At 69.9% G+C, this 12167-nt stretch carries 11 protein-coding genes and 1 pseudogene; all 12 read left to right on the top strand.

Features of this window, described 5'->3' with window-relative positions:
* The first annotated feature begins 33 nt into the window (after nt 1-33).
* Nucleotides 34-1567: pseudogene (locus tag ACRDTB_RS00535) on the top strand (PucR family transcriptional regulator).
* Nucleotides 1568-1867: 300 nt separating this feature from the next.
* A complete protein-coding gene (locus tag ACRDTB_RS00530; RefSeq protein WP_431427909.1) occupies nt 1868-2506 on the top strand; it encodes a V-type ATP synthase subunit D in 639 nt (212 codons plus the stop codon).
* Entirely contained in the window at nt 2503-2841 is a 339-nt protein-coding gene (locus tag ACRDTB_RS00525) for a hypothetical protein (protein WP_431427808.1), read from the top strand. Before ACRDTB_RS00530 ends, ACRDTB_RS00525 begins: the two co-directional genes overlap by 4 nt.
* A gap of 16 nt (nt 2842-2857) precedes the next feature.
* Nucleotides 2858-4792 (top strand): V-type ATP synthase subunit I, encoded by a 1935-nt coding sequence (locus ACRDTB_RS00520; RefSeq protein WP_431427807.1) that lies wholly within the window; start codon nt 2858-2860, stop codon nt 4790-4792.
* A 22-nt stretch (nt 4793-4814) separates the two neighbouring features.
* Nucleotides 4815-5018 carry a hypothetical protein gene (locus ACRDTB_RS00515; RefSeq protein WP_431427806.1) on the top strand — a complete coding sequence of 68 codons (204 nt, stop codon included), beginning with the start codon at nt 4815-4817 and terminating at the stop codon, nt 5016-5018.
* Between the two features lie 7 nt (nt 5019-5025).
* The gene (locus ACRDTB_RS00510) at nt 5026-5619 is read left to right on the top strand and encodes a hypothetical protein (RefSeq protein ID WP_431427805.1); all 594 of its coding nucleotides are present in this window, start codon (nt 5026-5028) and stop codon (nt 5617-5619) included.
* Nucleotides 5619-6707 carry a V-type ATPase subunit gene (locus ACRDTB_RS00505; RefSeq protein ID WP_431427908.1) on the top strand — a complete coding sequence of 363 codons (1089 nt, stop codon included), beginning with the start codon at nt 5619-5621 and terminating at the stop codon, nt 6705-6707. Before ACRDTB_RS00510 ends, ACRDTB_RS00505 begins: the two co-directional genes overlap by 1 nt.
* Nucleotides 6704-7045: a V-type ATP synthase subunit F gene (locus ACRDTB_RS00500; RefSeq protein ID WP_431427804.1), complete on the top strand. Its 342-nt coding sequence runs from the start codon at nt 6704-6706 to the stop codon at nt 7043-7045. Before ACRDTB_RS00505 ends, ACRDTB_RS00500 begins: the two co-directional genes overlap by 4 nt.
* A complete protein-coding gene (locus tag ACRDTB_RS00495) occupies nt 7042-8835 on the top strand; it encodes a V-type ATP synthase subunit A (RefSeq protein ID WP_431427803.1) in 1794 nt (597 codons plus the stop codon). Before ACRDTB_RS00500 ends, ACRDTB_RS00495 begins: the two co-directional genes overlap by 4 nt.
* Nucleotides 8832-10235, top strand: coding sequence for a V-type ATP synthase subunit B (locus ACRDTB_RS00490; protein ID WP_431427802.1), 1404 nt, complete (start codon nt 8832-8834; stop codon nt 10233-10235). The genes ACRDTB_RS00495 and ACRDTB_RS00490 overlap by 4 nt, the downstream gene beginning before the upstream one ends.
* A complete protein-coding gene (locus ACRDTB_RS00485; protein WP_431427801.1) occupies nt 10232-10678 on the top strand; it encodes a DUF488 domain-containing protein in 447 nt (148 codons plus the stop codon). The genes ACRDTB_RS00490 and ACRDTB_RS00485 overlap by 4 nt, the downstream gene beginning before the upstream one ends.
* 299 nt (nt 10679-10977) lie before the next feature.
* Nucleotides 10978-12081, top strand: coding sequence for a PucR family transcriptional regulator (locus ACRDTB_RS00480; RefSeq protein WP_431427800.1), 1104 nt, complete (start codon nt 10978-10980; stop codon nt 12079-12081).
* Nucleotides 12082-12167: the final 86 nt, after the last annotated feature.

The following is a 12167-nucleotide window of genomic DNA, read 5'->3' as shown; positions in this document are numbered from 1 at the left end:
ACAACCCGGACACCGATGGGGTAGGAACGGCGCATGGTCAGGTTGGACCGGCTGGTGAACGTGCTGGGCGGCTACGGGACGCGCTTCTACTCCTCGTCGGCGGCGCGGGACACCGAGCTGCGCAGCGTGGTGCTGCACGACGCGACCGACTCCCGGGAGCTCGTCGGTGACGTGTTCGTCGCGGTGGGCGTCGAGTCGGTGGCACGGGCGGTTGAGCTGGCGGCGTCCGCGCGTGCGGTCGTGGTGCTGGTTCGGGCGAGCGTGCCGCTGGACCCCGATGTCCTGTCCGCCGCCGAGGCACGGGGTCTCGCCGTGCTGGCGCTCGATCCCGCCGTGTCGTGGAGTCAGGTCGCCGGAGTGGTGTACGGCCTCGTGCTGGAGGGGCGGGAGACCGAATCGGGCCGCGGCCCGACCGACCTATTCGCGCTCGCCGACAACCTGGCGTACGCGGTCGGCGGCGCGGTGATCATCGAGGACCAGATGTCACGCGTCCTGGCGTACTCCGACCTGCAGCACGGCTCGGATCAGGTTCGGCTGGAGACGATCCTCGGCCGCCGGATTCCGGACGGCGTGCGCGCGCTCTTCGAGCAGCGCGGCGTCTTCGTGCACCTCGCGGCCTCCGACGAACCGTTGTTCGTCGAGGGTGATCCGCGACTGGGGTTGACCGGACGCATGGTGGTGGCCGTGCGGGCGGGCAGGGAGTTGCTGGGGTCGGTGTGGATGGAGTGCGCTGAACCGGTCGTCGGCGCGCGGCACACGGCGTTGGTCGACGGTTCCCGCACGGTCGCGCTACACCTGCTGAGGTCGCGGGCGAGCGCGGATCTGGAACGTCAGGTCGAGTCCGAGTTGGTGATCCGGTTTGCTGGAGGGCACGGCGGACCCGACGGCGGTGGTCAGCCAACTCGGGCTGCCGCAGGGACAGTTCCGGGTGATCGCGATGCAGGCGCACGTCCTGGAGGAACGGCATGCGGCGCTGCTGCTCACCTTCGAGCGGGCTACGACCGGTTTCGGCTGGTCGAGGCCGGGCCGAAGCGCGCTGTTCGGCAATACCCTCTATACGATCCTTCCCGGTGACGAGCTGACCGCGGTGCGCGCCTGGATCGACGACATTCGCATCTCGCTGCCGACCCGGGCCGTGGTGTCGGCAGGAATCGGCGGGGTGGCCTCCACCGTTGATCTCCCGGCGAGCAGGCGGGAGGCGGACGAGTGCCTCGCTCTACATGAGACCCGACCGGCGCGGGCCGCGCCGGTGGCCTACGACGAATCGTGGGACGACATCCTGCTGCGCCGCCTTCATGCGGTGTCCCGGGTTGGCCGGGCCCCATCACGCGGTCCGATAGTCGAGCTTCGCAAGCACGACGCGCAACACGGCACCCACTACGTGTCGACACTGCGAGCCTGGCTGGAGGCCGGCGGTGACCTTGCGGAGGCCGCGCACAGGTTGGGCGTGCACCCGAACACCATCCGCTACCGGCTTCGGAAGATGGTGGACGTCGCGACCATCGACCTGGTCGACGCCAGGAAGCGCCGGGCGATGATCATCGATCTCGCCATCGACGACGACTGACGACGGTTTCGTCGGGCGTCCGGTGTCCCCGCACCGACACTCTGCGGGCAGGCCGAACGAGGGAACTTCCCGGAGTGCAGGTTGCCGACGCCCGGCAACGTGACCGGTGCCCGCTTGGCCGGACGCAGGCCTGTCCGCGTTGGCGGCCGAGAGGCAACATCGTTGGTACGCAGTTGATTCCAACGGCGATGCCGCTTCGACAGTCCACTGTGCGCCGAGGGAGTCGATTCACATGAATGTCTCGGCACGTGCCATACGGCGCAGTGAGCCTCGGGGGCACCATGACGGTGGTGGCCGGTGATGGAGCAGGTCTATGCGACGCGGAGCGAGCTGCTCGCGCGCCGAGCGCGGATCAGGCTCGCGGTTCAGGGTGGCGAGCTGCTCAAGGAGCGGCGTGGCGCGCTGATCAAGGAGTTCGATCGCCTCGGTGCGTCTGTACTGAAGTCGATGGACCTTCTCGACCACGAGGTGGCGGGAGCGGGACGACTCCTGGGAGTCGCGATCGCGGAAGACGGACGCGAACCGTTCGAATCGGCCGCGTTCGCCGCCGAGGACGGCGTCAAGGTGACTGTCCACACGCGAAGCGTGGCAGGCGTGCACGTCGTGGAGATCGAGAAGGGTGAGGTCGAGCGGGCGCGGACCGGCCGAGGCTACAGCCTGGCGGCGACGAGTGCGGCAACCGATGCGGTTGCCGAGCGATTCGAGTCCGTACTCGACAGGCTTCTGGACCTCGCCGCCCTCGAGCTGTCGGTGCGACGTCTGGCCGACGAGATCGCCCGTACGACAAGGCGAATGAACGCATTGGAGCATGTCGTGGTCCCGAGGCTCAAGGCAGAGCGGGCTCGTATCTCGCTGGTATTGGACGAGCGTGAACTGGAGGACCGTGTCCGACTGAGGCGAATGCGCGCCCGCGGTCGCCGTGAAGGGGCGCGATCATGACCAACTCGCATGGACTTCCCTACGTGGGCGCGCTGGACGCCGTCCGGCGAATCGAGACCGCTCTCACCGAACGCGATGCCGCACGCGAGGCGTCGGATTCCGTGCTGGACGCGGCCCGCGCGGAGGCCGAACGGCTGCTGTCCGCCGCGCGCGTATCCGGCGTGCGAGCGGGCGAGGAGCGACGCGACGCGATGTTCGCCCGAGCCAACGCCGACGCCGAGGTGATCCGTTCCGGCGGTGATGCCGAAGCACGGCAGCTCGGCAGGCGCGTGTCCGCGGAACAGGACGTCGTGGCAGCCGAGTTCACGGCGCTCGTGCTCAACGAGGAGCCGTGATCGAATGCTCGTTCCCATGACGAAGGTGCGGATCCTTGGTCACCGGTCCGCGGCCGATGCCGTACTCGGCGCACTGCACCGGCTCGAACTCGTCGAGCTTGCCGACGCGCGCATCGCGCACTCGTTGGACGGGCTGGACGGCGCGGAGATCCGTTCGGCCCGGATCGAGGAACTCACCCGCATCCTGACTCGAACCGAGATGCTGCTGGGCGAGCTGTCGGATGCACCACGTCCAGCGGGTACGTTCCAGCCACTGGAACGGCCGCTCGATCTGCCCGGGCTGCGCAGGACGCTCGGAAGCCTCGCCGCCGGTGTCGAGGAGGTCAGCCGGCGTCTGGACGCGTTGAGCGACGAGCGTCTCGTCCTGCCGACGTATCTCGGGCCGCTTCGGCTGTTGCTGTCGCTCGTGCCCGTCCTCGCCAGACTCGACGCCGAGGACTTGCGTCTGCTCGGTCTCGCCACGGTGGTCGTCGTCCTCAACACCGAGGACGAGCGGCTCGTCGATGCGCTCCGCACCGAACTGGCGGACAAACTCGGCACCCGCTTCGAACTGGCCTCGACCCGGGTTGAGGACGAGGCGATGGGATGTCTCGTAGTGTTTCCGGTGGAGTCGGCGGACCTCGTCCGGCCGATCCTCGAGAGCTCGGCGATCCGCAGCGTCGCATTATCGGAGCGATTCGAAGGTCTGTCGCTGACCGCGACCGTCGAGGCGATGCAACGCCATCTCGACGAGGTTCCCCGCGAAATCGACGATGCGCAGGCCGAGCGGCAGGCGCTGCTGGTTCCCCACGCCGAATGGCTCGCAGCCCTCCGCACGGCGATCCTCGCCGAGCTCGAACTGCTGACCGCGGCCGGCGAGCTGGGCGCGACCCGGCGCGCGTTCCTCATCGAATGTTGGATACCGCGGTCACGGGTGGACCAGCTGCGGGACGAGCTCGACCACCGAGTCGGGTCCGCGTTGTTCGTGGAGGACACGTCGACCTCGCCGTACGACCCGCAGGCTCCGGTACTCATGCACAACGTAAGGATGTCCCGACCCTTCGAGTCGCTCGTCCGGTTCCTGGAACTACCTCGCGCGGGCTCGGTCGACCCGACTCTGCTCATGACGATCCTGCTGCCGTTGATGTTCGGCGCGATGGTCGGGGATGTCGGGTACGGCGCACTCCTGCTCGTGCTCGCGATCCTCGCCAGTCGAAAGCTGGCAACCCGCGCCGCGCGCGTGCCCGAGGTCTCCGGCCTGGTTCGGGTGTTGCTCCTGGGCGCGGCCTGGTCGGTCCTCTTCGGAGTCCTCTACGGCGAGGTGTTCGGCGACCTGGGCACGCGAATGTTCGGGGACTGGGCGTTGTGGCGGGAGCGGCCGTCCGCCGTGACGCTCGAGCCGCTGCTGTTGTCAGCCGTGGCACTCGGGGCGGCGCACGTCGTTCTCGGGCTCGGACTCGGTGCGTGGCAGGCGATTCGGTTCCGCGAGTACCGGGTGTTGCTGGACAAGCTGGGTGCAGTTCTCGCCCTCGCCGGCTTGATCGCGCTGGCCGCGTGGACGATGGGCGGCCTGCCGCCGGGTGCTCTCACGCCCGCCGTCATCTTGATCGCTGTCGGGCTGCTCCTCGTCATGTCGCTGCATGGCGCGCTCGGCATCGCGACCGGGGCGTTGGACCTGCTGGGCCGGATCGGGAACATCCTGTCCTACCTACGAATCGCGGCCGTCGGCCTGGCGTCGGCTCACCTCGCGAACGTCGCGAACGAGCTCGGCTCGGTCGGTCCGATCTGGATCGGGGTGTTCGTCGCGACCTTCTTCCATGCGCTCAACCTGGCCCTGGCCGCGTTCAGTCCGATGATCCAGTCGCTGCGGTTGCAGTACGTGGAGTTCTTCGGTGCGTTCTTCGTCGGCGGCGGTCGCCCGTTCACACCGTTCGGACAGAACAAGACACGCCAGATCCCGTCCACTACATAGGAGAGCAGCAATGGAAACCGGTTTGATCGCAATCGGAGCAGGAATCGCGGTAGGACTGTCCGCCCTCGCCACCGGATACGCGCAGGCGCGCATCGGCTCGGCCGCGATGGGACTGATCGCGGAGAAGCCGGAGTTGGCCGGCCGGGCGATTCTTCTCGTGGCGATTCCCGAGACGCTCGTCATTCTCGGCTTCGCCGTCGCCGCCATGATCATCGTGCTGCTGTAGGCCGGCCATGGCACTCGACGATCTGCTGCGCGCCATCGAGGTCGAAGCCGAGGAGGAACGCCTTCGCGCCGACCGGGACAAGGCCGCGACCGCGACCGCGATCGTCGACACGGCCCGGCGTGAGGCGGCGGCCGTGGAGGCGGAGCTCACCACGGCACCGGAGGCGGAGTCGTTGGCCGCGGCGGACCGAGTGCGCGCGCTGGCCCGGCTGCGGGCTGCGGACACGGTTCGGGTCGCCCGCGAGGAGGCATACGCCTCATTGCTCGGCCGTGTTCGGGAGGGACTCTCCGCGCTGCGGGGCTCGCCCTCCTACCCGGCCTTGTTCGCGGCGCTCCTCGACGAGAGCCGCGCGGCGCTGCCGAACGCACGGGAGCTGCGCGTCGACCGCCGCGACGCCGACCTCGCGGTGTCGCTGACCGGTGACCTGCGGGTGGTCGCCGTCCTGGACACCTGGGGCGGAGTCGAGCTTGCCGGTGACGACGGCCGGACCGTCAGGAACACGCTCGAGGAGCGCCTCGCCAACGCGGACACGCTGCTGCGTGGCCGATTCGCGCAGTGGTTGGGCACCGGCGTAGGAACAGAGTTGGCGGAGGTCCCGTGATGCGGATACGCCACGCCGACTTCGACTACGGCAACACCCGCCTGCGCGCCCGCAAGGGCGACCTGTTGAACAACGCCGCCTACGAGCACCTCCTCGGCGAGGACGCCGACGGTATGCTCCGTGCGCTGGCGGACACGCCCTACGCGCCTCCGGGCGAGGCGGCCGGGCGGGCCGGCGGAATCCGGCGCCTGCACCTGGTCATCCGGTCCCGGCTGGCGGGTTCGCTCGAGGAGATGCGGTCCTTCTACTCCGGACGCGCCCGGGAACTGGTCGACGTGATGCTCTCCCGTTTCGACATCCACAACGTCATCGCCGTGTTGCGTGCGCGGGCACATCCGGAGACCTCGGTCAACGACGCACTGGCCGCGCTCGTGCCGGTGGGATGGCTGGTCGAGCCAGTCGTCCGCGAGGTCCTACGCCCGCGCGAGCTCGCCGGCGTCGTCGACCTGCTCGCCCGGAGGATGCCCGACCGGGAGCAGGCCGGTGCGCTGCGCGCGGCGTTCGGAGAGTACGAACGCACCGGTGACCTGGCCGCGCTGGAGCGGTCGATCCTCGCCGACCACGCGGCACGTCTCTCCGGCAGGCTCGAGTCGGCGGGAAGGGACGGCGCGACCCTGGTCCGATTCGGACAGCGGGAGATCGACGAGCACAACCTGGTCGTCGCCCTGCGGCTGCGGGACGCGATCGCGTCCGGCGCCCAGGGCACCGTGCCGGCGGCGGACGCCGCGCTCGCCGGCGGCTCGATCCCGCCCGCGGCGCTGGCCATGATCGTGCCGGCTCCGACGCCGGCGGCGGTCGTCGCCACCGTAGGCAGGCTCGCTGGCGGGATCTGGCAGGCCGCGCTCGAACAATGGACGGCGACCGGCGACCTGCACGGCCTACAACGGACATTCGAGCGAGCTGCTATCGCCGACGCGACCGCGCTGTTCACCACCGGAGATCCGCTCACGATCGACATCCCACTCGCCTTCACGACGGCGGTCCAGGTCGAAGCCCGGAACCTCCGCCTCCTCGGCGAGGCGGCCGTTCGGGGCATTCCGCCCGAGGTCGTGCGCGCCGAGCTGGTCCGGCCGGGGGGACGAGCATGAGCCGCCTACTCGTGCTGACGACCCCAGACCTGGCGGTCGGTTACCGCCTCGGCGGCGCGAGCACCGTCGAGGTCGAGTCGGCGGAACAGGCGGCCGCCGCCCTCGAGGAACTGCTGGCCGACGAGGACGGTGTCATCGCTGTTCACGCCCCCTACTTCGAGGCGCTGCCTCGGCCGCTGCGGCGCCGGCTCGACTCGCTGCGCGTCCCGCTGGTGGTGCCGCTGCCGGCGGGCACGGCGACCGAGCCGGCCGGGGACCGGCGGCAGCGATTGCTGGAGCTGCTGCGACAGGCGATCGGCTACGAGATCACGTTCGGCGACGAGAGGACGGCACGATGACGGCCACACCTGCACCCAACGGGCAGCTCCTCGCCGACCGGCCTGCGCCGACCGGTGAGATCTCGCGCGTCGCGGGGCCGGTCGTGGTCGCGCGTGGTCTCGGCGGGGTGCGTCTCTACAACGTGGTGCGGGTCGGCCACGCCGCGCTTCCCGGCGAGGTCATCCGGCTCGACGGCGACCTGGCCACAATCCAGGTCTACGAGAACACCGGCGGACTGCGCGTCGGCGAGCCCGTGCTCGACACCGGCCGCCCATTGGAGGTCGAACTCGGGCCCGGCCTGCTCGGCCGCATCTTCGACGGAACACAGCGCCCGTTGGAGGTGCTCGCCCGGGTGGGCGACGACCCCTTCGGTCGCCCGCTGCTCCCGCGCGGCGCCTCCCTGCCGTCGCTCGATCGTGAGCGGGCCTGGACCTTCGAGGCGAGCGTCGCCACCGGTGACCGCGTGGTCCCCGGGGACGTCCTGGGGGTCGTCGCGGAGACGACGGCGTTGCAGCATCGGATTCTCGTCCCACCGCACATCCGCGGCGTGATAACGAACGTCGGCTCAGGTCCACACTCGGTGGAGGAGCCGATCGCGTGGATCGACGAGGTGCCGGTGACCATGCTGAGCCGGTGGCCGGTGCGCGACCCGCGGCCCGTCTCCGGACGGCTTGCCGCGTCGACGCCGCTGATCACGGGTCAGCGGGTGATCGATGTCCTCTTCCCGATCGCCCGGGGCGGAGCCGCGACTATTCCCGGCGGCTTCGGAACCGGAAAGACCGTGCTGCAGCAGTCCCTGGCGAAGTGGGCGCGCGCCGATGTCGTCGTGTACGTCGGCTGCGGTGAACGCGGCAACGAGCTCGCCGAGGTGCTGCAGGAGTTCCCCCAGCTGATCGACCCTCGCACGGGGGCGTCGCTGATGGAACGAACCATCCTGATCGCGAACACCTCCAACATGCCGGTCGCCGCGCGGGAGGCGTCGATCTACACCGGGGTCACGGTGGCGGAGTACTTCCGCGATCAGGGCTACCACGTCGCCCTGATGGCCGACTCGACGAGCCGCTGGGGCGAAGCCCTGCGCGAGGTCTCCAGCCGGCTGGAGGAAATGCCCGCCGAAGAGGGGTATCCGGCGTACCTGTCGTCAAGGCTGGCGGAGTTCTACGAGCGAGGCGCCGTCGTCCGGTGCGCCGGGTCCGAGAGACGAACGGGGTCGGTGACGATCATCGGCGCCGTGTCACCCGCAGGCGGCGACTTCTCCGAACCGATCACCCAGCACTCGCTTCGCCTGGCGGGCACGTTCTGGGCACTCGAGACGTCGCTGGCCAGAACACGGCATTTCCCGGCGATCGACTGGAACCGGAGCTACACACTCTACGACCTCACGGACTGGTTCGAACGCGAGATCGCCCCAGACTGGGACGAACACCGCGCCTGGGCCAGCCAACTGCTCCAACGCGAGGCGCAGCTCCTCGAGGTGGTGCAGCTCGTGGGAGCCGACACACTCGCCCCGCCGGAGCGGGTCCTGCTCCGAACCGGCCAACTGCTGCGCGAGGACTTCCTCCAGCAGTCAGCCTTCGACGCGCAGGACGCCTACTGCGACCCGCCCAAGCAGATCGCGATGCTCAGGGCGATCCGGGCCGCGGACGCGGCGATGACGGCCGCGGTGGACCGTGACGTGCCCGTCGAATCCGCCGCTGCGGCCCCATCGGTGACGGAGCTCGCGCAGATGCGGCTCTGGCCAGCGGCCGAGGCCGAGCAGCGCGCCAGAACCCTGGTGGACCGTATCAAGATCGAACTGGAGAACCTGTGACCCGGCAGCTGTACACCACAGAACACCGCACCGTGGCCTACGTCTCCGGCCCGCTGCTGGTCGCCGAACACGCGGATCAGGTCGCCTTCGACGAAATCGTCGACATCGTGACTCCCGCCGGCGAGCTGCGACGCGGTCAGGTGCTCGAGATCGAGGGCGACCGGATGGTTGTCCAGGTCCTCGGCGGTACCCGCGGGCTCGACGTGACCTCGACGGCCGTGCTCGTCCGGGCCCGGTCCGCACAACTGGCCGTCGGACGCGACCTCGTCGGCAGGGTCCTCGACGGCATGGGACGGCCCATCGACAACGGACCGCCGGTCCTGCCTACGGCCCTGCGCGATCTCAACGGAGCCCCGGTCAATCCGGTCGCCCGCGCCTACCCGGCCGAGTTCATCGAGACCGGCATCTCCGCGATTGACGGGCTGCACACCCTGGTCCGCGGGCAGAAGCTGCCGATCTTCTCCGGCTACGGCCTGCCCGGCCTCGAACTCGCGACCCGGATCGCGCACTCCGCCCGAGTCCGCGGCTCCGAGGACGACTCCGAGGACGACTTCGTGGTGGTCTTCGCCGCGATCGGCGTGACCGATCGGGAGGCAGCCTTCGTCCGGGCCCGCTTCACAGAGGGTGCCGCCCTCGAACGGTCACTGGTCTTCGTGAACCGGGCCGACGAACCCGCGGCGGAGCGGCTCATCTGTCCCCGCGCCGCCCTGACCGCCGCGGAGTACCTCGCCTTCGAACTCGATCTGCACGTGCTCGTCGTCCTCGTCGACATGACCAACTACTGCGAGGCGCTCCGCGAAGCCGCGGCCGCCCGCGACGAAGTACCCGGCAGGCGCGGGTACCCCGGCTACATGTACTCCGACCTGGCGTCGCTCTTCGAGCGCGCCGGCCGGATCCGTGGGCGGCGCGGCACGGTCACCCACCTACCGGTTCTCTCGATGCCCGACGACGACGTCACCCACCCGATCCCCGACATCACCGGCTACATCACCGAAGGGCAGATCGTGTTGTCCCGAGAACTCGATCGACGCGAGATCTCACCGCCCATCGATGTCCTGCCCTCCCTCAGCCGCCTCATGAACGCCGGAATCGGCGCAGGACACACCCGGGAGGACCACCGCGGCGTCGCCGACCAGCTCGCCACGTTCCTGGGACGTGGGCAGGAGCTTCGCCGCCTCATCTCGATCGTCGGAAAGCAAGCCCTCAGCGACGACGACCGCCGCATCCTGGCCTTCGCGGAGGACTTCGAACGCCGCTTCGTCGGACAGAGCCAGCGACGGCGCTCCATCGAGGAGACCCTCGATCTCGCCTGGAATCTGCTCGCGCCGTTTCCCCCCACCGAGTTGCGGCGGATCAAGCCCGAGCTCGTCGAACGACACCACCGGTCGTCGTCACCGTGACCGACGTCGTGGTGCGCCGCGTCTACGACCAACCCACCGAACAGGACGGAGTCCGGGTCCTGGTCGACAGGATCTGGCCGCGCGGGTTGTCCAAGGCAGCGGCTCAACTCGACGAGTGGTGCAAGGCGGTCGCACCGTCGCCGGCGTTGCGTACGTGGTACGGGCACGACAGCGCCAAGTTCGTGGAGTTCAGCCGGCGCTACCGGGTCGAGCTCACCGAACCTGTTCGTGCCCGGGCTCTGCGGCACTTGAGAGAGCTGGCCGACGGACGTCGGCTGACCCTCCTGACCGCCACCAAGAGGCCGGAAATCAGCCAAGCCGCGGTGCTCGTCGACCTGTTGGGCCGGGACCCCGTCCTGCCGCCGACGACGCCGCACGGCCCTGCGCCGACCCGTCGGAAGGGCACACGGGCGCCCAACCCCGATCAGGCTGCCGGTTCCTAGGCCGGTGACTCGCGAGTGCTCGAACGTGCGGGGTGCGGTGTACTTGGGGCATCGATGTCGCCGACGGACCGGGGAGGTGGACAGGTGGCTGGAAACGCCGTGCGGGGCAAGCCGAACGACCATCCGGGCATACGGTGAAGGCCAGGCCAGAGGACGAGACCTGGCTGTCCCGTGCCGCGGACAATGCCAGCAACCTCGCCGGCGTCCCGAAGGAACTCCTGGGTGACTACCTACTGCTCCTCGCCGAGGCCGCCACACACGGACGCCGACCCCGCCGCGCCGAGCTCGAAGCGGTCAGTGTGCTCGGCCGGCGCGCGGCGGAATCGGGCGTTCCGGCCGGCCAGGCCGTCTCTTTGTACCTCTCCGCAGCCAGGCAGGTCTGGGCCGAACTCCCCATGGTGGTCCGTGCCCGGGACAGCGCGGCGGTGCGCGCGGCCGCCGACGCGGTGCTGCAGGTCATCGACGACGCCGTCGCGGTCTTCGCCGACGGCCATGCGCAGGCCCTCCGGGAGCGAGTCCGCCGCGAAGAGACGATCCGGCGCGAGCTGATCGAAGACCTGCTCCGCGGAGACGCCCACCTGGGCGAGCTGGTCGAGCGCGCCGAACCGTTCGGCCTTGACCTGACCCGCACCCACCAGGTCGCGCTGGCGGCCCCCGGCCGGCGGCTGCCCGACATCGAGGCCGCAGTCAGCTCGCTCGAGCGGATCGTGTTGGATCGGTTCGGCGACCGCGATGCGTTGGTCGCGACCAAGGATGGCCAAGTGGTCGTGCTCGTGCCGGCCGAACCTGCCTCCGTCTCCGGCGTGCGGTCCAACCCAGGCAAGGCGACCAGCCTCGGGCGCGTCCTGCATGCCGAGCTCGACCGCCTGCGGCGCGGTCGGCCGTGGCAGATCGCGGTCGGACGTCCGCATCTGGGCGCGTACGGGATCGCCCGCTCATACGAGGAAGCGCGCGAGGGGCTGTCCATGGCGGCACGGCTACGGCTGGAGCGCCCGGTGATCGAAGCCGAGGACATGCTGGTCTACCGCGTGTTGGTTCGTGACCTACCGGCGATCACCGACCTGGTCCACACCGTGCTCAGCCCCCTGGTGCAAGCCCGCAGTGGCGCCGCGGCACTGCTCGCCACCCTCGAGGCGTACTTCGCCACCGGCGCCATCGCCACCCAAGCCGCCGCACGGCTGCACCTATCAGTTCGTGCAGTCGCCTACCGGCTCGCCAGGGTCAAAGCCCTGACCGGCTACGACCCGGCCGATCCAACACATCGCTTCACCCTGCACACCGCCGTGCTCGGCGCCCGAGCGCTCGGCTGGCCCGAGCATGAACTGCCGCTATCGCAATCGTTGGAGCGATCAACGCCACGTGCGGACCTCCCCGCCGGGCGAGCTGATCGGCGGGCAACGTGAGGTAGGCCGCGATCTGGTCGGCGAACTCTCGCGCGATGACGGTTCGGGGGCGCACCGCGGCATACCTGTTGCACGAGCGCACCGTC

This window comes from Actinophytocola sp. (genome assembly GCF_050699935.1).
GTDB lineage: Bacteria > Actinomycetota > Actinomycetes > Mycobacteriales > Pseudonocardiaceae > Actinophytocola.
This window is presented reverse-complemented; position numbering and strand designations above follow the sequence as displayed.